At 46.4% G+C, this 23121-nt stretch carries 18 protein-coding genes and 1 riboswitch; of the genes, 9 read left to right on the top strand and 9 right to left on the bottom strand.

Translation table 11 applies throughout. From position 1 onward, the window contains the following. The first annotated feature begins 39 nt into the window (after positions 1–39). The 3 genes from DKW60_RS05100 (at position 40) to hrpA (ending at position 5913) form a co-directional block, all read left to right on the top strand. A complete protein-coding gene (locus DKW60_RS05100; protein WP_109836585.1) occupies positions 40–693 on the top strand; it encodes an SPOR domain-containing protein in 654 nt (217 codons plus the stop codon). 146 nt (positions 694–839) lie between these two features. Then, positions 840–2084 carry a GGDEF domain-containing protein gene (locus DKW60_RS05095; protein WP_181389588.1) on the top strand — a complete coding sequence of 415 codons (1245 nt, stop codon included), beginning with the start codon at positions 840–842 and terminating at the stop codon, positions 2082–2084. Beyond that, positions 2023–5913: an ATP-dependent RNA helicase HrpA gene (hrpA, locus tag DKW60_RS05090; RefSeq protein ID WP_245929589.1), complete on the top strand. Its 3891-nt coding sequence runs from the start codon at positions 2023–2025 to the stop codon at positions 5911–5913. The genes DKW60_RS05095 and hrpA overlap by 62 nt, the downstream gene beginning before the upstream one ends. A 103-nt stretch (positions 5914–6016) precedes the next feature. Here the strand turns inward: hrpA and DKW60_RS05085 are convergent, their stop codons facing one another. Continuing rightward, positions 6017–6976: an ArsR/SmtB family transcription factor gene (locus tag DKW60_RS05085; protein ID WP_109836582.1), complete on the bottom strand. Its 960-nt coding sequence runs from the start codon at positions 6974–6976 to the stop codon at positions 6017–6019. A gap of 110 nt (positions 6977–7086) precedes the next feature. Between DKW60_RS05085 and metH the strand changes: the two genes are divergently transcribed. Next, entirely contained in the window at positions 7087–10776 is a 3690-nt protein-coding gene (metH, locus tag DKW60_RS05080; protein ID WP_109836581.1) for a methionine synthase, read from the top strand. A 593-nt stretch (positions 10777–11369) separates the two neighbouring features. Here the strand turns inward: metH and DKW60_RS05075 are convergent. After that, the gene (locus DKW60_RS05075; RefSeq protein WP_109836580.1) at positions 11370–11795 is read right to left on the bottom strand and encodes a type II toxin-antitoxin system VapC family toxin; all 426 of its coding nucleotides are present in this window, start codon (positions 11793–11795) and stop codon (positions 11370–11372) included. After that, entirely contained in the window at positions 11788–12051 is a 264-nt protein-coding gene (locus DKW60_RS05070; RefSeq protein WP_109836579.1) for a hypothetical protein, read from the bottom strand. The genes DKW60_RS05075 and DKW60_RS05070 overlap by 8 nt, the downstream gene beginning before the upstream one ends. A gap of 458 nt (positions 12052–12509) precedes the next feature. Here DKW60_RS05070 and DKW60_RS05065 point away from each other — a divergent pair, with 458 nt between their 5' ends. Together DKW60_RS05065 and DKW60_RS05060 are read left to right on the top strand one after the other, a co-directional pair. Next, entirely contained in the window at positions 12510–13097 is a 588-nt protein-coding gene (locus DKW60_RS05065) for a hypothetical protein (RefSeq protein WP_109836578.1), read from the top strand. Continuing rightward, entirely contained in the window at positions 13094–13594 is a 501-nt protein-coding gene (locus DKW60_RS05060) for a DsbA family oxidoreductase (protein ID WP_109836577.1), read from the top strand. Before DKW60_RS05065 ends, DKW60_RS05060 begins: the two co-directional genes overlap by 4 nt. A 48-nt stretch (positions 13595–13642) precedes the next feature. Here the strand turns inward: DKW60_RS05060 and DKW60_RS05055 are convergent, their stop codons facing one another. Beyond that, positions 13643–14227 (bottom strand): TetR/AcrR family transcriptional regulator, encoded by a 585-nt coding sequence (locus DKW60_RS05055; RefSeq protein WP_109836576.1) that lies wholly within the window; start codon positions 14225–14227, stop codon positions 13643–13645. 136 nt (positions 14228–14363) lie between these two features. On the opposite strand from DKW60_RS05055, the gene DKW60_RS05050 reads away from it, so the two are divergent. Beyond that, entirely contained in the window at positions 14364–14912 is a 549-nt protein-coding gene (locus tag DKW60_RS05050) for a carboxymuconolactone decarboxylase family protein (RefSeq protein ID WP_109836575.1), read from the top strand. Positions 14913–15050: 138 nt separating this feature from the next. Here DKW60_RS05050 and DKW60_RS05045 read toward each other — a convergent pair whose 3' ends face one another. The 3 genes from DKW60_RS05045 to DKW60_RS05035 form a co-directional block, all read right to left on the bottom strand. Beyond that, positions 15051–15935, bottom strand: coding sequence for a DNA ligase (locus DKW60_RS05045; RefSeq protein WP_109836574.1), 885 nt, complete (start codon positions 15933–15935; stop codon positions 15051–15053). A gap of 256 nt (positions 15936–16191) precedes the next feature. Continuing rightward, on the bottom strand, positions 16192–17169 hold the full coding sequence (gene thiB, locus DKW60_RS05040) for a thiamine ABC transporter substrate binding subunit (RefSeq protein ID WP_109836573.1): 978 nt from the start codon (positions 17167–17169) through the stop codon (positions 16192–16194). Between the two features lie 61 nt (positions 17170–17230). Beyond that, positions 17231–17335, bottom strand: a riboswitch (TPP riboswitch). Between the two features lie 55 nt (positions 17336–17390). Beyond that, positions 17391–18617, bottom strand: a complete 1227-nt coding sequence (locus DKW60_RS05035) for a multidrug effflux MFS transporter (RefSeq protein WP_245929588.1) — start codon at positions 18615–18617, stop codon at positions 17391–17393. 137 nt (positions 18618–18754) lie between these two features. On the opposite strand from DKW60_RS05035, the gene ppnN reads away from it, so the two are divergent. After that, positions 18755–20125 (top strand): nucleotide 5'-monophosphate nucleosidase PpnN, encoded by a 1371-nt coding sequence (ppnN, locus tag DKW60_RS05030; RefSeq protein WP_109836571.1) that lies wholly within the window; start codon positions 18755–18757, stop codon positions 20123–20125. A gap of 207 nt (positions 20126–20332) precedes the next feature. On the opposite strand, the gene DKW60_RS05025 is transcribed toward ppnN, so the two are convergent. After that, positions 20333–20812, bottom strand: coding sequence for a hypothetical protein (locus tag DKW60_RS05025; RefSeq protein WP_109836570.1), 480 nt, complete (start codon positions 20810–20812; stop codon positions 20333–20335). Positions 20813–20894: 82 nt separating this feature from the next. Here DKW60_RS05025 and DKW60_RS05020 point away from each other — a divergent pair, with 82 nt between their 5' ends. Then, positions 20895–21368 carry a MarR family winged helix-turn-helix transcriptional regulator gene (locus DKW60_RS05020; protein WP_109836569.1) on the top strand — a complete coding sequence of 158 codons (474 nt, stop codon included), beginning with the start codon at positions 20895–20897 and terminating at the stop codon, positions 21366–21368. Between the two features lie 101 nt (positions 21369–21469). Here the strand turns inward: DKW60_RS05020 and DKW60_RS05015 are convergent, their stop codons facing one another. Then, complete coding sequence (locus DKW60_RS05015; protein WP_109836568.1) at positions 21470–23050, bottom strand: isocitrate lyase; 1581 nt, start codon at positions 23048–23050, stop codon at positions 21470–21472. Positions 23051–23121 lie beyond the last annotated feature (71 nt).

Here is a 23121-nt window from a genome sequence, read left to right as displayed (position 1 = left end):
CAGGAAAACGACAATTAAACCGGACGTTGAAATATAGCCATGCAAAAAGATTTCAAAACAGCAAAACCAACAGACACAGGGTACAAAACGGGCATGCTGTGGATGCTTTCGGGGGTATTCATGGGCTTATTAGTCGGACTAAGCATGTATTTTTATGCTAACCGTCATGCACCGATATTTGCGACGGCAAATGCAGCTATGGCTGATCAGGATCCTGCAACACTCACACGTGAAGAAAAAGCAGCTTTGGCTAACGCGCAAACACCTGATGCCGTTGTTGCTAATCAGAACGAACAGGGCTTTACACCACTGCCAGAAGTTCTTGAAGAACCTGAGCCAAGAAAACGGGCTGTTTTTAGTTTCCACGCAGTACTACCGACTATTGATATGCCAGTTGCACCTCGCCCTGTAGCACTTACTAAAGCAACAACACAGGAAGTTGCCCAGGCTGCGCCAGCTAAATCAGGTGATTTGTTCTTACAAGTCGCATCATTTAAGTCAATGGCACAAGCTAATCGCTCACAAAATAAGTTGAGTGGTCGCGGTGTGACATCACATGTTGAGAAGCATTCAAGCAAAGGTAAAACCTGGTATCGTGTATTGGCCGGTCCTATTGCTCAAATGCAATTACCGGACTGGAAAAAACAGGTCAAAAGTCTGGGTTATGACCCGCTTGTAAGAAAGGTCAGATAATGTGCTATCATCGGGAATTATGCAGTCATAAAAGTAGTCGCTCTGGCGGCTACATCGATAATTCCGCGTAGAGGTACAATCTCACATCACACATCATTTGCACTCAAAATGATTGTACCTAGCAAAAAGATCACAGAGGTTAGCAAGTGAGTAGTAATACCGTCCAATCAGGGGTAATGACGGAAATTAAGCAAGAACAGGTCACTACCTTATATCGTAAAACGACACTTGGTTTTTGGGGAAATCTGGTACTCGCAGCGATTCTGACACTGTTTTTGTTTCGTCACCATCGAAGCGAATTTAACGACCAAAGTTTCAACTACTACATTATCATTTGGTTAGCACTATTAGTTGCCGTCTGCTTCTACCGACTTAATCTAACCCGTCAGTTCAATCCTAGTCATTATCACGACCCAAACAGTATTGTCCTGTGGGCCAATAAGCACATCTTACTGACGACTATCATCAATACGATTTGGGGAGCAGCTGGTTTCATTTTGTTACCAGAGAACTTCTCGCATCAAGTGTTATTGGCGGCCATATTATTCAGTGTATTGCTGATTTCCATACCCGTACTATCAATATCACGCTTCGCTTACAGCATTCAGTTATTTGCAGTACTGACACCAATACTGGTTTCATTAACAGTTAAGCCTGCTTACACAAGTTCTGGTGATGGTTTTTTATTACCGATGGGCATACTGATCTTCGCAGGCACGCTGTTTTCGGTCTCTGAGTATATCCATCGCATGCTAATGGATCTGCGTGACTCTCAGTCCTCGCTGAAGAAACAAGCCAATACCGACACATTGACACAGATCGCCAATCGTCGCGCCTTCGATCAAACCTTTAAGAACGAATGGCGACGCACTACGCGTGATGAGCTGCCTATTTCCCTGTTACTGATCGACATTGATAACTTCAGTCTCTATAACGAAACACAGGGCCAACGCGCTGGTGACAACTGCCTGAAGTCGATCGCTTCGTGCATGGAAGTCGTCACACGTCGTCCGGCTGATCTCGCAGCCCGTTACAGCGGCGAAGAGTTTGCCGTACTGCTGCCAAACACCACCATGGAAAACGCCACCATGCTAGGTGAAAAGCTACGCGCCAAAGTAGAGCAATTACAGATCCCTCACCCTAGCTCTGAACATAAAGTCGTAACCGTGAGTGTAGGCGTGTCTTGCTGTGCACCTAAGACTGAAGAAGAAAAGGCAGAAGCTGAGGAAGATGATGTGATGTTCCCTGCCATGCTAATGAATGCCGCTGACAACGCCATGTTCCTTGCGAAAAAGCAGGGCCGAAACCGCGTTGCGGAACAAAAATGTGGTGAGCAACGCCTCGCCCTTGTACTACAGAAATATGCCGAAAAAGAAGCTTCAAGAACTTAAGCAACAACTCAACGACTGTCAGGCTGCGCAGCGATTCAAACTATCCCGACGCTTGCAACGCTTACACAAGAAGCCTGACGACAACGCTATCAATAAACTGCAGGATGCCATCACGGCATCCTGTTTACGTCGTGAGCATCGCAAAAACAATCTTCCACAACCGAAATATCCGGAAGACCTTCCTGTTAGTGAGCGTCGTGACGACATCCTAAAATGCATTCAGGAAAACCAGGTCACTATTTTATGTGGTGAAACCGGCTCGGGTAAAACCACGCAAATTCCCAAGATGTGTCTGGAACTGGGGCGCGGTGTAGACGGACTGATTGCTCATACCCAGCCTCGGCGTATTGCCGCCCGTAGTGTGGCTAACCGTATTGCCGAGGAATTAGATTCAAAACTTGGGGACTTGGTTGGGTACAAGGTTCGCTTTAATGAAGAAGGTAGCGAAGACAACTATATTCGCCTGCTGACCGACGGTATTTTGCTGGCAGAGATTCGCAGTGACCGCTTTCTGAATCAATACGACACCATCATTATTGATGAGGCGCACGAACGCAGCCTCAACATCGATTTCTTACTGGGTTATTTCAAATGGTTGCTGCCACGTCGTAAAGACCTCAAACTGATTGTGACTTCTGCCACCATTGATCCGGAACGTTTCTCCAAACATTTCGACAATGCGCCCATTATCGAAGTATCAGGACGTACCTACCCTGTTGAAGTTCGCTATCGCCCCTTAGTCAGTGAAAACGAAGACGAAGCAGACCGTAACCAAATTCAGGGAATTATTGACGCCTCCGATGAGCTAATGAGAGAAGCTCCCGGTGACATCTTGGTATTTTTATCAGGCGAACGTGAGATACGTGAAACCGCTGAGGCACTACGCAAACACCACCCTGCCAGCTTAGAGATTTTGCCATTATTTGCGCGACTCTCGGCAGCCGAACAAAACAAAATATTCAACCCAAAAGGCCGCCCGCGTATTGTATTGGCAACTAACGTTGCTGAGACTTCATTAACTGTACCGGGAATTCGCTATGTCATCGACACAGGTGTAGCGCGCATCTCCCGATACTCGTGGCGCGCGCGTGTACAACGCCTGCCAATTGAAGCGATTTCTCAGGCATCGGCTAATCAGCGCTCCGGTCGCTGTGGTCGTACTAGCGACGGTATCGCGATTCGTTTGTTTAGCGAAGAAGATTTTGAAAGCCGCAGCGAGTTTACCGACCCTGAAATACTCAGAACCAATCTCGCCTCCGTTATTTTGCAAATGGCCATTCTCAGACTCGGGGACGTTTCCAGCTTCCCGTTTGTAGAAGCGCCTGACCGACGCATGATTAAAGACGGCTTCCGTCTGCTGTTTGAATTGGGCGCGGTGACAGAAAGCAACAATATCACCGAAGTTGGCCGCAAATTAGCACACTTACCAACTGACCCACGTTTGGGGCGCATGCTACTGGCCGCTCAAAAGTTCAGTGCACTGGAAGAAGTTTTGATTATTGTCAGCGCTTTGGCCAGCCAAGATCCGCGTGAACGCCCGATGGACAAACAGCAAGCCTCGGATGAAAAACACGCGCGCTTTAAAGATGAAAAGTCTGACTTTATTGCCTACCTGAATCTGTGGAAATACTTTCAGGAAAAACGCAAAGAACTCACTCAAAACAAACATCGCCAGCTGTGTAAAAAGGAGTTTCTGTCCTACCTACGCCTGCGTGAATGGGAAGATATTTACCGCCAGTTGCGTGAAAGTTTACGCGATCAAGGTATTAAAATTACCGGCAATGAAGCGACGCCTGAGTCCATTCACCAAAGCTTATTAAGTGGTCTGCTGAGTCACGTCGCACTGCAAGAAGATCGTCAGGAATATCTGGGAGCGAATGGCCGCAAGCTGTTTATCTTCCCAGCCTCTGGTCTTCGTAAGAAGTCACCGAAATGGATTATGGCGGCCGAACAAGTCGAAACCTCCCGCTTATTTGCACGCACCGTTGCTGCGATTCAACCAGAATGGATTGAGCAACAAGCACAACACCTGATCCGTCGTACTTACAGTGAACCTCGCTGGGAAAAAAGGCCAGCACAAGTAGGTGCGGATGAACGCACCACACTCTACGGTATCACCATTGTTGCGCAGCGTCGTATCAATTTTGGTCCGATTGATCCGGTTGTGGCGCGCGAGATCTTTATACGTCACGCTCTGGTTTATGGTGAGTTTAATAGTAAAGCCGAGTTCTTGGTGCGCAATCGTGAGCTGATTCAGGAAGTTGAAAAGCTTGAAGCCAAGTCTCGCCGCCGTGATATTTTGGTGGATGAAGACATTCTTTATGACTACTACGACCAGCGCGTCCCCAAACACATCTACAACGGTAAAGCGTTTGAAAAGTGGCGTAAAAAACTATTTCAGGAAAATCCAAAAGCACTGATCATGACTCGTGAAGATCTGATGCAGCGGGATGATTCCCATGTAAAGGTCGAGCAATACCCGGACAGTTTAGAAGTACACGGCATGCGCCTTCCATTGAGTTACCTGTTCGAACCGGGTAATGAAAAAGATGGCGTCACACTAAGCATTCCGGCAGCTGCTTTACACCAGATCAATTCCCAGCGATTTGATTATCTGGTGCCGGGGATGCTGGACGAGAAAGTGACCGAGCTGATTCGCTCATTGCCTAAACAGACGCGTAAGCAATTTGTTCCTGTACCGGATTATGCGGCGGCGTGTTGCGAGGCGATTGAAGCCAGCGATGAGGTGAGTTTACTGGCGGCAGTTGCTCATCAACTACACCGAATGTCTGGCACTCAGATTGATCAGGAAGCACTGAAGAGCGTTGAGTTTTCTGACCATAACCGTATGCGCTTTGCCGTAGTCGACGAAGCAGGCAAGGTGATTAAAGCGGGACGAGATCTTGAGAAACTCAAAGGTGGCGTTGAGCGAACCACCAGCGAGCAGCTGCAAAAACGCGCGACCAAAACCATTGAGCGTGAGAACATCACGCAATGGGATTTTGGCGATCTACCTGAAGACACACTCATCAAAACGGCGGGCATGCAAATTAAAGCCTGGCCTGCATTGGTAGATAATAAAGACTCTGTCTCGGTGCAACTCTTTGATAATCAGGCAAAAGCGCAGCGTCAGCAAGGCTTGCGTCGTTTGTATATGTTGGCGCTGAGAAAAGAAGCGACTTATTTACAAAAGAACCTGCCAAATATCCAAAAACTCTGCCTGAATTACGCCTCAACGGGTAGTTGTGATGAGTTGAAAAAGAGCATCGTTGCCAATAGCTTCCGCCTGACTTTTGATTGCAGCGGCATTCGTGCGGAGAAGGACTTTAAGGCTGAGCTTGAACAACACAAAACGGAGTTAATCCCTACTGGTAATCAAATTTGCGAGCAATTAGCGATTTGTCTGCCACTGGTGCATAAGATTCGCAAAGGGCTTAAAGGTGGCATTAATCCGTTAGCACTGGAAGCCTTAGCTGATATTAAAGTGCAGCTAGAATCACTGGTGTATCCGGGCTTTTTGGACTCATTGAGTATGGAGACCTTGCGTCAATATCCACGTTATTTAAAAGCAACGGAACGTCGTTTGGAGAAGCTACAGCACTCCTTACAAAAAGACCGTGGATTGCGCCTGCAAGTGAGTAAACATACCGAACAATATATGAAGTTAATCAAAGCCAAGCCTGAATTAGCCTCGAACGAGGAACTGCTGAAATATCGCTGGATGATTGAGGAGTTTCGGGTGTCTTTATTTGCTCAGGAGTTGGGGACGGCCATGCCGGTGTCTGATAAGCGACTGAATAAGCAATGGCAGTTGATTAATAGCATCTAAGCTACTGCGCTGAGCTCTGTAGCTCTGTAGCTCTGTAGCTCTGTAGCTCTGTAGCTCTGTAGCTCTGTAGCCAGAATAATCCGGAAGTTAACTCCGTACAGCCCTAATCCTCGTCATTATCGTAGTCAGGCACAGCACTCGCCGACCAAATCTTCACCGTCAACGGATCACCCACAAACTGCTGCGGCACCGCGGGTATCAGACCTGCTGCTGTAAAATACCGTCGAATCTCCTCATCCGTAAAGCCTAACCTACGATGCTGGTATTCCTTACGCATATACTCCTCAGAGTGCGCGGCAAAATCCACCACAAACAAGCGTCCACCCGGCATTAATACCCTTGCAGCCTCACGAATAACCTCAGCGGGATCATCACTAAAGTGCAGCACCAGATTCATCGTGATCAGATCAAAACTCTGATCATCCATCGGTAATTGATACATATCGCCTTTGCGCACCTGCATATGCGACAAACCGGCTTGCTTAAGATTGGTCCGTGCCACCGCCAACATGCCACTGGTAAAATCGATACCAATACCACGCTGGGTACGGTCGGCTAATAACTCCAAAATCCGTCCGGTGCCGGTACCGATATCCAGCAAATCACTCACCTTATCTTCACCAATCGACTGACGCAGAGCGGATTCAATTTCCTCCTGCGGCACGTGCATTTGGCGCAATTCTTCCCAGCTACTGGCGATTTCATCAAAGTAAGCTTGCGCTTCCAGTGCCCTAGCATCAGTGACTTGTTTCAAACGAGATAAGTCACGACTTAGCACAGCATCATCTTCATGTAATAGCGCCACCAATGCCTGAGCCAAGGGCGCAACAGAAGCACGGTCGGATAAGCGATAAAACACCTGAGCACCTTCCGGAAAGCGCTCCAATAAGCCAGCTTCTACCATCAGTTTCAGGTGGCGTGACACGCGTGGCTGACTCTGCCCCAATATACGGGTCAGCTCCGACACACTCAGCTCACTGCGTGCACACAGAGCTAATAATCGTAGTCGGGTATGTTCGCCCGCTGCCCGCAAGGCCGCTAGCAAGGTATCAAGATTTTGCATGCATTCATCCAGTCATATAAAGATATGTTTATATTTATATATTACTTATGGTATTGTTCAGCCCTACTTTAGCACAGTCACAACCATACGAAACAAACAGGACTTTCACCATGTCAGCCAACTCGCAAGCCTTTGAAGACGCTCTCAAAAAACGCATCTTAATTCTCGATGGCGCAATGGGCACCATGATTCAGCGGCACGAACTGGAAGAAGCTGACTACCGTGGCGAACGCTTCGCAGATTGGCCAAGCGACCTGCGCGGCAATAATGACCTGTTGAGCCTGACTCAGCCAGACATTATTAAAGGTATTCACGCCGAATATCTGGAAGCTGGTGCGGACATTATTGAGACCAACACCTTTAACGGCACGCAGATTGCCATGGCTGACTACAATATGGAGTCACTGGCTGCTGAAATCTGTGAAGAATCCGCACGTCTGGCCCGCCAAGCTTGTGATGAAGCAGAAGCCAAGAATCCTAACCAACCTCGTTATGTGGCAGGCGTTATTGGCCCAACCAACCGCACCGCTAGTTTATCACCAGACGTCAATGACCCTGGCTTTCGTAATGTGGATTACGATGAATTGGTTGCCACTTACTCCGAGGCCTGTGAAGCATTGATTCGCGGTGGCTCTGACCTGATTCTGATCGAAACTATCTTTGACTGCCTGAATGCTAAAGCGGCTATTTTTGCCGTTGAGCAAGTGTTTGAAAACCAAGGCTACCGTCTGCCGATTATGATTTCCGGTACGATTACCGATGCATCCGGTCGTACGCTATCTGGCCAAACCACTGAAGCATTCTGGAACTCGATGCGTCACGCTAAGCCTGTATCTATTGGTCTGAACTGTGCGCTGGGTGCAAAAGAATTACGCCAGTACGTGGAAGAGCTTTCACGCGTTGCAGACACCCACGTATCTGCTCACCCTAATGCTGGTCTGCCGAATGCATTCGGTGGATACGATGAAACACCAGAAGACATGGCGCTGCACGTTCAGGAATGGGCACAAAGCGGCTTCTTAAATATTATCGGTGGATGCTGTGGAACCAGCCCTGCTCACATCAAAGCGATGCGTGAAGCGGTTGATGGTTTGCCACCTCGTGAGATCCCAGACATTCCGGTTGCTTGCCGATTATCGGGTCTTGAGCCGCTAACCATTAGCGCAGACTCTTTATTCGTCAATGTGGGTGAGCGTACTAACGTCACAGGTTCGGCGATCTTTAAACGCATGATCGTTGAAGAAGATTACGATGCAGCCCTCACCGTTGCTTTGCAGCAGGTTGAAAACGGCGCACAAATCATCGACATTAATATGGATGAAGGCTTGCTGGACTCCAAGAAAGTCATGCAGCGCTTCCTCAACCTGATTGCCGCTGAGCCTGATATTTCACGCGTACCCGTAATGATTGACTCCTCAAAATGGGAAGTCATCGAAGCCGGTTTGAAGTGCGTGCAAGGTAAGTGCGTGGTCAACTCGATCAGCATGAAAGAAGGCGTCGAGCAATTTATCGAACACGCTAAACTTTGCATGCGCTACGGTGCAGCAGTCGTGGTGATGGCGTTCGACGAAGAAGGTCAAGCTGACACCATCGACCGTAAAGTTGAGATTTGTACACGCGCTTACGACATCTTAGTGGATCAGGTTGGCTTCCCGCCAGAAGACATTATCTTCGACCCCAACATTTTCGCCGTTGCAACGGGTATGGAAGAGCATAATAACTACGGCATCGACTTTATCGAAGCCACGCGCCAGATCAAACAAACCCTGCCACACGCGATGGTGTCGGGTGGTTTGTCAAACGTGTCGTTCTCATTCCGTGGCAATAACCCGGTTCGTGAAGCAATTCATGCGGTATTCCTATACCACGCGATTGATGCAGGCATGGACATGGGTATCGTCAATGCCGGACAACTGGCGATTTACGAAGACATCCCGCTGGAACTGCGCGATGCGGTGGAAGATGTGGTACTAAACCGCAAACCAGACGCCACAGAGCTATTATTAGACATCGCAGAAAAATACCGCGGTGATGGCTCAAAAGCTGAAAAGCAAGACGAAGAATGGCGCAAGCTGCCAGTCACCAAGCGTCTGGAACACTCACTGGTTAAAGGCATCACCGAGTACATTACTGAGGACACCAAAGAAGCACTGGAAGCGGTTGGACGCCCGCTGGAAGTTATCGAAGGCCCGTTAATGGCGGGAATGAATGTTGTGGGAGACCTGTTTGGTTCCGGTAAAATGTTCCTGCCACAAGTAGTGAAATCAGCCCGTGTGATGAAACAAGCCGTTGCCTACCTTGAGCCATTTATGGATGCTGAGAAAGCAGGCGTCGATACCAGTAATGGCCGCGTTATCATGGCAACAGCAAAAGGCGACGTGCACGATATCGGTAAAAATATCGTTGGTGTGGTGTTGCAATGTAATGGCTATGATGTCATCGACTTGGGCGTAATGTGTAAAGCAGAAACTATCTTTGAAGCCGCTCGCGAACACAACGCGGATGTGATTGGTATCTCTGGTCTGATCACGCCATCACTGGAAGAAATGACCCACGTGGCCAAAGAAATGGAACGTCAGGGCTTTGAAATTCCGCTAATGATTGGTGGTGCTACCACTTCTAAAATGCACACCGCTGTGAAAATTGCGCCGCACTATAAGCAACCCGTTGTGTATGTACCGGATGCATCGCGCTCGGTGGGTGTGGTGAATCAGCTGCTGAGTGAAACCCTGCGCGAGCCTTACCTTGCTGAACTGGAAACAGAATACGATCAGTACCGCGAGCGCTTTAATGCCAAAATGAAAAAGCAGGACTTCCTACGCCTGGAAATTGCCCGTTCAAATAAACTAGCAACGGACTGGGCGCATTACGATGCGACTAAACCTTCGGTTGAAGGCGTGCAAGTCATTGAAAAGATGGACTTACGTGTACTGGCTGAGCTCATCGACTGGACACCGTTCTTCCACACCTGGCAGCTTCGCAAGAAATACCCACAGATTCTGGAAGATGAAACACTAGGCGAGGAAGCACGTAAATTATTCGCCGACGCACAGGCCATGATCGAACGCTTTATTAAAGACGATACGGTTCAGGCACACGGTGTATTTGGTATTTTCCCTGCCAATACGGTGAAAGAAGACGACATCGAGATCTATACCGATGAGGCCCGGACTGAAGTATTTGATACTGTCGTTGGTCTACGCCAGCAAACAGTACACCCAACGGACCGCCCTAACCTGTCGCTGTCTGACTTTATCGCCCCCAAAGACAGTGGCGTGCAAGACTACATCGGAGCCTTTGCAGTGACCGCGGGTATTGGTTTAGACAAGCTGGTGGCTGAGTACGATGCTGCACAGGATGACTACAACAGCATTATGGCTAAGGCCATTGCCGACCGTTTTGCAGAAGCCTTTGCCGAGTATTTGCACCGCGAAGTTCGTACCAAGCACTGGGGCTATGTAGCGGATGAAAACCTGTCCGGTGAAGCGCTGATTAAAGAACAATACCAAGGTATTCGCCCTGCACCGGGCTACCCTGCTAACCCTGACCATACACAAAAAGAGATCATTTGGGATCTGTTGAAGCCGGTGGAAAATGCCAGCATTGAACTGACGGAAAGCTGGGCGATGTTGCCTGCAGCGTCTGTTAGTGGTTGGTATTTCTCGCATCCTGAATCGCAGTATTTTGGAGTGTCTAAGCTGGATAAGGATCAGGTTGCTGATTATGCGGAACGTAAAGGGATTGAGTTGGCCGAAGCTGAGAGATTGTTAGCGCCTAATTTGGGGTATGAGCCTGCTTGATTCTTAGCTTGGTACTAAATTTATACCTGCGTTTTTAAATCTTTTAAACTCGCAGGTATAAATACCAATCATGTCAGCAAATATGTAACGACAAAGTAAATATTTTGAACTAAGACTATTAGCATCGAAAGATAAAACAGAGAATACAGCGCAACTGCAAAGAACTTAGCGGGTATATATTGTTTTTCCCATGACTTACTAATTAAATTGTACGCCTCTCTACTATTCTCAATATCATTATTCGCTATTGAGTGTGCAATCAATTCACTACATGATCCTGAGACGAGTAAGCCGCCATAATGATGCCTCTCCTCATCTTCTTCAGCTGTTAAGAAACCTAGAACTGTATCAATATCTCTAGAGAAATCACCTTATCTCCAATCGGCACCTCTGAAAGTTGAGAAAGCGATTTTGATGCCAAGGCTTTCTAAGTGATACCCCACTGAAATGATGGCATCTAAATTGTAGTGATTGCTTATACACTTTACTCAGTACTTACATTAGGTACGAACTACCGAGAAAACACTAAACAATTGAAATATAATCAATTTCACATTCACAAAAATGTTACTAGGCGCAATCCGATATTATATTCACACATCACTCAAACCAATTACCTTTAGCGTAAACGCTTCACGCAAGTGTTCGCAGAACTTGTTATCGCTAGTAATCAGATAATCACAGTCGGATTTATCTGCAAGATAAAGCTGTAGTGCATCCTCATAATCATTATTACTATTCCCACCCTGCAGAATGAGGTTAAGTTTTAGAAAATCACCGTTACTAGCACATACAATTTCGACTTCGTTAGCGATCATATCCATGACATTCAAGCATTGTGCTAAGTTTTCATGTTTTTGAACGAAATAGGCAACAGTGGTGAGAATATCACTGCTAGTAAACAACCTGCTTTCTTGCTCTAGTAATCGTCGAAAGCAATCTGCCGCTAAAGGATGACGCTCGCGTTTACTGTCTGCCACATCAAGAAAAAAATTGGTATCCAGAAAATACTTATTCATATTTTGATAGATGCTCGTCACGTAGTTGATCGACAGTTTGATCCGGCTCTTGGCTACTCACGCTGCCAATCAAACCCATAAGGTTTTTACGATTAGTCGCACGTTTTTTTAGCAACTCATCAATTAGTGCTTTATATCGACCATCAAGAAAATAACCTTTCACAACATTTCTTTTTTTATCAACGATTTCGAGAACATCAAAATCATTGAGGTTTTGCAGGTTACGCTGGATTTCGGAAACGGAAACACTCTGCATCACTTTACTCTCATATATGAATTCATATTTAATATGATAACAATGATATTACCAGTCACGCAAGTACAAATAAGGGTGACATTCACGATATCGGTAAGTACATCGTAGGTGTTGTACCCCAATGTAACGGTTTTGAAGCGAAGATGAAGAAGCAAGACTACTTGCGTCTTGTGATTGCACGTTCAAACAAGCTAGCAACTGACTGATGCACATTATGAATGTGAAGAAGCCAGCCATTGGACGTACAAATTATTGAGAAAATGGACTTGCGCGAACTAGCCGCCTCATTAGGATTTAGATATCACAAAATAGCTGATCTAATTAACCCAAGTGTTGGCAAAATCGAAATACTGACTAATTTCATTCCTATAAATTAATATTGAACAATTACTCAATATTAATTTGAACAATCGTTCATTCATGATTATAGTCTCCCCACAAAACATCCACTAACTCACATGAGCACTACTGAAATACCAGTATCACGCTCACTGCAACCTACAAAGGAGCTAAACTTAATTACTGATATTGGCGTGACTAACGCAACAACATTTAGCGAACCCAAAAGTACATTCCGCACACAAGTACTGATCATGGCGGCATTATTCGGTGTGGTTATGGGAATCATATTTATCGTAGTACAGCCGTGGTTTGGTATGGATACATTAACCAGTCGACATACTGCTGCATATCAACAACTCGGCCATTGGAGCAGCACCCCTGCTCTCACAATTGCATGGGCGGCTCATTTAGCAGTGTCAATTTTTTACGGTGTATTAAGTGGTATCGTTATTTTGAAAACATCCAAAGTGTGGATTATCACACTGTTTACGCTGGCGTTTTCATGGCTAACAACAGTGATAGCGCCTCCTGCGAATGCAATGATTGTGCAGCTGGTTTCATTTCAACAGCTTCAGATCGACCAGTTACCCAGTTTAAATTTCAGCTTAGATATTAAGTTTGTGCTACATCTGGTATTTTTCGCTGCCATTACTATTGCACTGTATTTCTACAAACAGCACTCAACTAAAAAGGACGTCGTATGACCACAACCCTCAAGCTAGATTTCGTTTCGGATGTCGTTTGTCCGTGGTGCATTATTGGTTATAAACGCTTACAACAAGCAATTGATGAGCTTGGCGTTCAAGATCAGATTGACATCACATGGCAGCCTTTTGAACTGAATCCTGACATGCCTCCTGAAGGTGAAAATATCACCGAGCACATTGTGCGTAAATACGGTACATCAACCGCTGAAGCAAAAGGTAATGCCGATAACATCGCACGACTGGGTGCTGAGATGGACTTCACCTTTGATTTCTTTGATGACATGCGGATCGTCAATACGCGAGATGCACACATGCTGCTGGAATATGCTAAAGCATCGGGCAAACAGACTGAGCTAAAAATGCGCCTGTTTGATGCCTACTTTACTGACGGAAAAGATATTTCTAATCGTGAGGTACTTGCTGAGGCGGTTGAAGTTTATAAGCAGGTGCTGACTGAAATGCTAGCAGCTGACAAAGCGAGCCAACCCGCATAGTTGCTTTAATAAGCAGGTCTAATGATACGAGCGCAAATTCTTTACCAGTCATCTGACCAATGAGGCAAAAGCATCGTCCGTTAGTGCTTTTATCTCTTGGTCTGAGCCTTCATTTGCACGCGCATAAGCACGGAGGCCCATCAGCTGCATTTGTAGCAAGCTAGCCAAACGCTTAGGATCTTTAGCGCTATCCAATTCACCTTTAGCCTGCGCTTGCGTAAACAGCTCAGCAAACTCAACTTCCACTCCGCTTAACAACTGCTTCGCATCTGCGAGTAGCTCTGCATTGTCGTCTGTCAGTTCTGAGATGGTTTTTACTAACATGCACATATTACTCGGTGCCTGTTTTTGATTAATCACCACACTCGTTAAAAACTCACGCAATGCTTCAAGTGGTGAGTCATTATCTTCAGCATACGACTTTAACAACGCCAAACTGTCATCGGCGTAATACTGCAAAGTCTCTTTGAACAAGCCTTCTTTACTGCCAAAACTCGCGTAAATACTACCGGGTCGCATGTCGATTGCTTCCTGCAGATTACGCATTGATGTTGCGTGAAAGCCTTTCTCCCAGAATAAGTCAGTCGCTTTTTGGATCACATCCTGACGGTCGTACTTAACGGTATTGGCCATAACGGGCCCCTTTTTCTGTACTTGAACAATTACTCAAATATATATTGAACAATCGTTCAAGTCTAGTTATAGTCACCCCACTGAACATTAATTTTCCCCTCTGGGGAGCATCCTAATAAACACTTGGAGAGACATTATGACTACTTTAACCATTCACGATTTAGACACTTCACCCGCTGAGAGCAAAGAGTTTTTGGAAAAGTCATTCAAAGCCAATGGTCGAATTCCTGGCCTGCATGGCGTCATGGCAAGCGCACCTGGTTTGTTGGAAGGCTACCAAAAGCTGCATGAGTTATTTGTAAATTCATCGTTTGATAATGAAGAGCTGACAGTTGTATGGCAGACCATCAACGTTGAGCACGAGTGTCATTACTGTGTACCAGCACATACTGGCATTGCAAACATGATGAAGGTTGACCCAGCGCTAACTGAAGCTTTAAGAAACAGCGAGCCAATGCCAACACCGAAATTGCAGACACTTTATGACACTACTTTGGCGATGGTTCGTAGCCGTGGCAACTTGACTGATGCAGAGGTTAAGACCTTTTACGATGCAGGCTATGGCGAGCGTCAGTTGCTGGAAATCGTGCTGGGATTGTCGCAAAAAGTCATGAGCAACTACGTAAACCACATTGCTGAGATTCCGGTTGACGCTGTGTTTGAAAAATTTGCATGGAAGAAGTAATAGCCGTCGCTATTTAAAGATCGACACACTGCCGGTATGCGTTTGAAATACTTACCGGCAGTTTGCGTAGGAGCGATGGTTTGGTGATATATCGTTCTGTAGACGCAGGTTATCGAATACACCCAGAACCTGAAGATATTATTGAAGCTTTGCCTGCTCAAGCACCGACTGCCTGACCCGAAGAAAACTGGCGAAGCGAGGTTTACCCTTCTTAGTCTTTCCATAGTATTTGTAAGTCACCGAAGCCCCGATTTCTGGCGGGCTTCGGCGCTCTTCATCACTAAAGCCTGAGCCAATCCGAAACCGAATACCATCTGGTGTTTCCAGTAATAAAGCGCCCATCATTCCCGCGTATTTACCTTTACCCGGCAGGTGTTTTATGACTCGTGCTTCAGCATCGTCAAAGCGTTTCACCTTCAATAAATCACTGCTACGACCCGTGCGATAAGGTGCGCTTTCATGGTGAAGCATTAAGCCCTCAGCACCAGCACTTACAACCTCATCCAGCCTTGCCATTAACGCTTTATGAGATGGCACGCGATATTGCTCAACGAGCTTTAGGCGTGGACTACTGACCTCATCAATCAAAGCTTTCATTTGCTGAATACGCTGTGAAAATGTGCCAGAGGCATCCGGCAATTCAAAGATCCTATAGCTGACCTTTTGCCACTCCTCATCGACCGGATCATTTTTACTGACCGTACTCAGCAATTGCTCAAAACTATCCCGCGCAATCCACAACTCACCATCCAGTGGCTGCGTTGGAAGGCCCTCGGTAAACCAAGCCGGTGCATGGAACACATTACCTTGTCGGGAAATAAACTGCTCACCGTTCCAGTAAGCACGCACACCATCGAGCTTCTCGCTGACCCAATAACGCGAAATATCCGAGCGTTTCTTATAAACCTTAGCGAGCACCAAATCCGGCGCGATAGCTTCAGACGTCTTTGCAAAGACCTGAGGAGAAATACAACACAATGAAACACTGAGCGCCAGAACGACATTATTAATATTATTTTTCATGCCGAGGAGCATGCCAGAAACACACTAAATCAGAGATTAACTCACGACAATAAGCAGCAAAACGATAAAAGCATACTCATAAGCATCAAACTCAAGAACCAAGAACCAAGAACCAAGAACCAAGCCATTAAAAACTCCCCTCTCAGCCCCCACAGAAGCAGTCCCGATAGCTGGGATTGAAATCACGCAGACCTTACGACTGAAAGGAGTCGGCGAAGTGAGATCAATACCAGCTATCGGGACGGGACCACCAATACTACTTAGCGGCAGACGTACGCCACTCCTTGATCCATTCCTTACGGTTCTCAGCAACTTCCTTCGGCGTAAATCCAATACGCTCAGGCTTGATCAGCTGGCCAAAAATCTCCGGCAACTCAACCCCAGCTCGTACTGGCAACATGGAGTTAGAGACGGGCAAAATCTTCTGCGCTTCTTCTGACGTCAGGAAACCCAAAAATTGCTTCGCTAATTCCTGATTTTTACTGCTTTTCAACATAGCAGCCACTTCAACTTGCGCCACATGACCTTCTGAGAACAACGCCGCTTTGTACTGCGTTTTCTCTTCATTAATCACATGATAAGCAGGTGATGTGTTGTAGCTCAACACGTAGTCAGACTCGCCTTTCAGGAACATGCTGTATGCTTCCCACCAGCCTTTTGTCACCGTGACGGTGTGGCTGGCCATTTGCTTCCATGCCTCATCCGCTTTATCGCCGTAAACGCTTTTCATCCACAGCATTAAGCCTTGGCCCGGTGTGCTGGTACGAGGGTCTTGGTATAAAACCTTAGCGTCAGACTCAACCAATTCTTTAAGTGAAGTGACCGGTTTTTCAACTTTGGTGCTATCGTAAACGAAGGAGAAATAACCATAATCAAAGGGCACGAATTGCTTATCATCCCACTTTAGCTCTTCGTTTAGGCCTTCCAGTGTTTGGCCATGCTCGGCGATTAAATCCGTTTCGCGAGCTACTTCGATCAAAGCATCATCGATACCTAAAATGATGTCTGCCTTACTCTTCTCGCCTTCAATTTTTAAACGGTTGAGAATGCTCACGCCATCATCAACAGCCACAAATTCCATATCGCAGTCACAAGTCGCTTCGAATGCTTTCTCGATTTTAGGACCAGGGCCCCACTCGGAGTTAAATGAATCGTAAGTGTAAACAGTCAGGTCGGACGCTTGAGTAGCGCCACACAGTGCCAGTGTTGAGAGCAACAGGCTTAATTTTTTCATAATGAAATACCTTAATCAGGGGTCAAAAAAGGTAGTCTCGGGCAGGATAAAGGGAGGTGGTAACAGACCAGCAACTCTTCCCTACGCCGGTACTAACCGGGTCAGGTTCTACGGGTCTGTTCTAATGAACGTCTCAGCCTGTCATTTGGCCCCCCGAGAGTGTGGCGCTAGTCTATCACTATTTTAAGGTGTACCCAAAAACCATTATATCCAACAGATAATTAGCTGCCAGAAACCGGCTCAGTTGCGCCTTTTTCCGCCCAGAACATCAAGGCCAGAGCAATCAGTGTACACAGTAAAAATCCGACCACTAAAGGCATGACGGATTGCTGGTAGGCTTGCCCAATAACAATCCCAATCGGCACAGAAATCAAGGTGGATAATGAACCGACAACCGCCGCCCCTAAACCGGCAATATGACCTAATGGCTCCATCGCGAGTGCATTCATATTGCCGAAGATTATCCCCATCGAAAATAAAGTGATGATGAGATAACCCATGAAGAACATCAACGGCGGCTCACTCCTCATAAAAAACATCAGGAGTAAAAATAGCACCGAGATTACGATGATCACGGTCAGTGCGTAGTGAGATAAAAACCGCATGCCGTATTTGATGACCATTTTTGAGTTTACAAAGGAGGCAATACCAATCGATAACGCAAGTACCGCAAAGTAAATTGTAAAGGTCGCGCCTAATCCGTATTGCTCTTCTAAGATCGGTTGTGCGGTACTTAGGTAGGCCAAAAACGGCCCTGATGCCACCCCGACGGACAAGGTGTAACCGAATGCTTTACGGGTTTTTAGCACTTCTTTGATGCCGTTTAGAATGACTTTTAAAGTGAATGGTTTACGCTTTTCCGGTGCCAACGTTTCAGGTTGACGGAATGCAAACCACAGTGACAGCATCATCGCCATTAATAAGAAACTATAAAAAATGCCACGCCAGTTCGACAGGTACACAATCAACTGTCCAAACATAGGCGCAAGCATCGGCACCAGAATAAAAACCATCATAATCAATGACATAATCCGCGCCATGCCACGGCCTTCGTATTCATCACGAATCAGTGCCATGGGAACAACGCGAGGGCCGGACGCGCCAATCCCTTGCAGTAAACGACCGACCAACATTACGGTAAAATTCGTTGCTGTTGCTGATAATAAACAACCAACAACAAATACCGCAAGACTCAGATAGAGGGATGGTTTGCGCCCGTAGCTATCAGAAAAAGGACCAAAGAATATTTGCCCGACTGCCATGCCCAAAAACACCATCGCGATAACCAGCTGATTGTCATTGCTGTCTTCAACATTCAGTGCCTGCCCGATATCCGGTAGTGCAGGAATCATGGCATCAATCGACAGGGCGACCAACGACGTGGTCAGTGCCATGAGGGTGATGAACTCTATAAACGGTAGACGGTGAACGGGGTTAGGTAATTTCACGGCGCAGATCTGCTTTTGATGGGTGCTGAGCATAGCAACCTTTCAAATCAACCGCAAAATGTTATGCTCATGTCATGAACATCCATTAAACTGGTGTTCCCACAATAAAATCTAATACAAAAAAGGAATATGCGCTAATGAGTTCAGTTGTTATTGATGCAAAAGTTTCTCCCGCCCGTCACCTCGATGTTTTATCAAAAATGGAAGTCAGCCGCCTGCTGGATCACAGTCAGGGCAGTGTTTACCGTTTGTATCGGAATTGTTCTTTAGCGGTTCTGAACTATGGTGATTATTCGGATAATGCGAAGGAACTGATCGATCGCTTTGAGAACTTTGACGTGAAGGTTATTTCTCAAGAGCGTGGCATCAAATTAGAGCTGAATAACGCACCCGCCAGCGCTTTTGTTGATGGCAAAATGATTAAGGGTGTCAATGAGCACCTGTTTTCTGTACTGCGTGACGTGGTGTATATCAATGATGCGATTATTGATAACCCTAAGTTTGATCTCAATGACTGTGATCTGACCACTGATGCGGTTTTCCACATTCTGCGTAATGCGGATGTGTTGCGTCCGGGTCTTAGCCCTCATCTGATCGTTTGCTGGGGTGGTCACTCTATTTCTCGCCTGGAGTATGACTACACGAAGGAAGTGGGTTATGAACTCGGTCTGCGTGAATTAGATATCTGTACTGGTTGTGGCCCCGGTGCAATGAAAGGCCCCATGAAGGGCGCGAGTGTGGGTCATGCGAAGCAACGTATTCTCAACGGCCAATATCTGGGGATTACTGAGCCGGGCATTATTGCTGCGGAGTCTCCAAACCCGATTGTGAATGAGCTGGTTATCATGCCGGATATCGAGAAGCGACTTGAAGCTTTTGTTCGAACTGGTCACGGCATCGTGGTCTTCCCTGGTGGTGTGGGTACTGCTGAGGAGATCTTGTATATCCTGGGTATCTTACTGCACCCTGACAATGCGGAGATTCCTTTCCCATTGGTATTTACAGCCCCTGCAAGCTCTAAGGATTACTTCGCTCAGATCGATGAATTCATCGGTGCAACCTTGGGTGAAAAAGCGCAGTCTTTGTATGAGATTGTGATTGAAGATCCGGAGCGTGTGGCTCAGTTGATGCAAGATGGTATGGCAGAAGTGCGCGCATTCCGCAAATCGCATGGCGATGCTTATTACTTCAACTGGATGTTGAAAATCGATAGTGACTTCCAGAGGCCATTTGTTCCTAATCATGAAAACATGCGTAATCTGCAGTTAAATAAGGACCAGGAAAGTCATGCTTTAGCGGCAGATTTGCGTCGCATGTTCTCGGGAATTGTTGCCGGTAATGTGAAAGAGGAAGGTCTGAAAGCGATTGAGGAGCATGGTAACTTTGAGATTCAGGGTGACCCTGACATTATGCAACGCATGGATAAAATGCTAGCTTCGTTCGTTGATCAAAAGCGCATGAAGATTGCCGCTGAGGCGTATGTGCCTTGTTATACTTTGGTGAAGTAATTAGCGTTTATCGAAAGGTTTGAAAGACTAAGCATCCAGCAATTGCTTTCGGTATTTGCTGGGTGTTATGCCGAATTGGTCTTTGAATGAGCGGGATAAGTGGTAGGGCGCTCTGGCTTAGCGTCAATTATCAATAGAGTCATTTAGATAAATGAAAGGGTGGAATACTCCACCCTCAATCTACGCATTTGATCTTTCTATAACGACTCAGGCAACTTGCGAGTCAAACACAGTCACCGGAATCTTACCGTTAAACGCTGGGTGGTCAGAGGTTATATTCACATGACCAGCTAACACATTCGGTATACCCGACGCATTTACACTTCCCTGACTAGTCGCTTCGACTTCAAATGCCAATCGCTCACCCGGTTGAATCACCACTTTACCGTCCGCAACATTATTCAATCGCACGACCAGCGAGCCATTAATATGCTCTAAGCCAACCGGCTTAATACTATCCAGCGTGACTGGTTGATCCGTCAGATTCATCAAGGAAACAATTTCTTTTCCGATCGTCTGCTGCATATAAATCGTGATGTCACAGCTTGGCAATACAAACTGCATGGATTGATTAATCGTCTCACTCGGCGCAGCAGCCATTACGGTTGACGCTGCAGAGCCCGTCGCTAGTGCAGCCATTCCGTAACCCATACCTTTTAATAATTGACGACGTGATTGATTAACCATTTTTGAAACCTCTTTCTATTAGAACTTGTGATAGTCATCGCGTATAATTACAAGTTATCACAACATTTGTTATAACAAGTATATGCCAACAAAACCGAATCGTAAACCAGAAATTGGAATAAGCAGTATTGAGGCTGATATTTTCAAACAAGCTAACCAATACAGTGACGAGACTTTAGCTGAGATAAATCAGTTACTTATGATCTGGGGAATGACTGCATTGCAGCACAGTGCCCTACGCGTCATTTACGTGCATGACAAGGAGGATGTTGGACTGCCAAGCGGTGAAATAGGAAAACATTTAATCACCCGTGTGCCCGATGTGACCCGCTTACTGGACCGCATGGCAGAAAAAAAATGGCTGATCAGAGAAAGAGATAAGAATAACCGTCGTGTGGTACGCACTCGCCTGACAAAGATTGGTATAGAACTGGTTGAATCAACCCACTCCTCACTAGTTAAGCTGGAGCAAGACCGGCTGGCTCATATGACAGATAGGGAAAAAGCAGAACTGAAAAGACTTTTGGAATTAGCTGTGAATCATCAGGCTGACTGAGGTATCACATCAAATATTTACACAAGCTAGTTTGAACATAAAAAAAGGGCGGAATAAATTCCGCCCAATCACACTAAACTAATTTCAGACAGTTCCTGTATTTAGAACTGGTTCATGGTGTTATCTTTACCAGAAGCCTTCAGAGCTGCTTCACCTGCAAAGTATTCTTTGTGGTCATCACCCATGTCAGAACCAGCCATGTTTTGGTGCTTAACACATGCGATACCTTGACGGATCTCTTTACGCTGTACGCCAGCAACATATCCCAGCATACCCATCTCACCGAAGTATTCTTTAGCAAGGTTGTCAGTAGACAATGCCGCTGTGTGGTAAGTCGGTAGCGTGATCAAGTGGTGGAAGATACCTGCTTCACGAGCACCATCAGCCTGGAAGCTTTGGATACGCTTATCAGCTTCTGTAGACAGCTCAGACTCATCGTAGTCAGCTGACATCAGGTTGTTACGGTCATAAGCAGAAACATCTTTACCTTCTTCAGTCCAAGCATCGAATACCTGCTGGCGGAAGTTCAGCGTCCAGTTGAATGATGGGCTGTTGTTGTAAACCAGCTTAGCATTTGGAACCACTTCACGGATGCGGTTAACCATTCCACCGATCTGACCAACGTGTGGCTTCTCAGTTTCGATCCAGATCATGTCTGCACCGTTCTGTAGTGATGTGATGCAGTCAAGTACGCAACGATCTTCACCAGTACCAGGACGGAACTGGAATAAGTTAGAGGGTAGACGCTTAGGACGTACTAGCTTGCCACCTTGCTTGATCACAACATCGCCGTTAGCCATATCATCCAGAGTTACTTCGTCACAATCCAGGAAGCTATTGTACTGATCACCAAGATCACCTTCTTCACGGCTAACAGCGATTTGCTTAGTCAAGCCAGCACCCAGAGAGTCAGTACGTGCAACGATCACACCGTTGTCTACGCCAAGCTCAAGGAATGCGTAACGTACTGCACGGATCTTCGCCAGGAAGTCTTCGTGAGGAACCGTTACTTTACCGTCTTGGTGACCACACTGCTTCTCATCAGATACTTGGTTTTCAATCTGGATACAGCAAGCACCCGCTTCGATCATCTGCTTAGCCATCAGGTAAGTCGCTTCAGCGTTACCAAAACCAGCATCGATATCAGCAATGATAGGAACGATGTGAGTTTCAAAGTTATCAATTTGATCCTGAATCGCAGGCTTATCTGCTTCTGAAGCCGCATCTAAGTCACGGAACAAACCGCCTAGGACGCGAGCATCAGCTTGACGTAGGAATGTGTATAGCTCTTCGATCAAACCAGCGACAGATGTCTTCTCGTGCATAGACTGATCAGGCAAAGGACCAAACTCAGAACGTAGTGCAGCAACCATCCAGCCAGAAAGGTATAAGTACTTCTTGTCAGTCGTGCCGAAGTGCTTCTTGATAGAAATCAGCTTTTGTTGACCGATGAAACCGTGCCAGCAACCCAAAGATTGAGTATACTGAGAAGAATCAGCATCATAGGCATCCATGTCAGCACGCATGATATCGGCTGTGTACTTGGCAATGTCGATTCCGTTCTTGAAGCGGTTTTGTAGCTTCATGCGAGCCGCTGACTCTGGGTTAATAGCGTTCCATGAGCTTCCTGCAGCTTCACGAAGGTTAGCAACGTGCAACATATCTTCTTGGTATTGTGACATGGTGATTCTTCCTCAAAACAAGTTAGTTGCATTCATCTTATGCCGCACTGCGACATAATTGAAATAAATGC

Origin of the sequence: Leucothrix pacifica, assembly GCF_003172875.1 — a bacterium.
Classification (GTDB): Bacteria; Pseudomonadota; Gammaproteobacteria; order Thiotrichales; family Thiotrichaceae; genus Leucothrix; species Leucothrix pacifica.
The sequence above is the reverse complement of the archived record's forward strand: the minus strand, read 5'-3'. Positions and strand labels throughout refer to the sequence as shown.

Bases quoted from the DNA above. Each gene is read 5' to 3' on its own strand.
- DKW60_RS05070 (WP_109836579.1), bottom strand. From the start codon at position 12,051: ATGCAGAGTGTTTCCGTTTCCGAAATCCAGCGTAACCTGCAAAACCTC.
- DKW60_RS05060 (WP_109836577.1), top strand. From the start codon at position 13,094: ATGACCACAACCCTCAAGCTAGATTTCGTTTCGGATGTCGTTTGTCCG.
- metH (WP_109836581.1), top strand. From the start codon at position 7,087: ATGTCAGCCAACTCGCAAGCCTTTGAAGACGCTCTCAAAAAACGCATC.
- DKW60_RS05100 (WP_109836585.1), top strand. From the start codon at position 40: ATGCAAAAAGATTTCAAAACAGCAAAACCAACAGACACAGGGTACAAA.
- DKW60_RS05020 (WP_109836569.1), top strand. From the start codon at position 20,895: ATGCCAACAAAACCGAATCGTAAACCAGAAATTGGAATAAGCAGTATT.
- ppnN (WP_109836571.1), top strand. From the start codon at position 18,755: ATGAGTTCAGTTGTTATTGATGCAAAAGTTTCTCCCGCCCGTCACCTC.
- DKW60_RS05045 (WP_109836574.1), bottom strand. From the start codon at position 15,935: ATGAAAAATAATATTAATAATGTCGTTCTGGCGCTCAGTGTTTCATTG.
- DKW60_RS05075 (WP_109836580.1), bottom strand. From the start codon at position 11,795: ATGAATAAGTATTTTCTGGATACCAATTTTTTTCTTGATGTGGCAGAC.
- DKW60_RS05085 (WP_109836582.1), bottom strand. From the start codon at position 6,976: ATGCAAAATCTTGATACCTTGCTAGCGGCCTTGCGGGCAGCGGGCGAA.
- DKW60_RS05065 (WP_109836578.1), top strand. From the start codon at position 12,510: ATGAGCACTACTGAAATACCAGTATCACGCTCACTGCAACCTACAAAG.
- DKW60_RS05015 (WP_109836568.1), bottom strand. From the start codon at position 23,050: ATGTCACAATACCAAGAAGATATGTTGCACGTTGCTAACCTTCGTGAA.
- DKW60_RS05055 (WP_109836576.1), bottom strand. From the start codon at position 14,227: ATGGCCAATACCGTTAAGTACGACCGTCAGGATGTGATCCAAAAAGCG.
- thiB (WP_109836573.1), bottom strand. From the start codon at position 17,169: ATGAAAAAATTAAGCCTGTTGCTCTCAACACTGGCACTGTGTGGCGCT.
- DKW60_RS05050 (WP_109836575.1), top strand. From the start codon at position 14,364: ATGACTACTTTAACCATTCACGATTTAGACACTTCACCCGCTGAGAGC.
- DKW60_RS05025 (WP_109836570.1), bottom strand. From the start codon at position 20,812: ATGGTTAATCAATCACGTCGTCAATTATTAAAAGGTATGGGTTACGGA.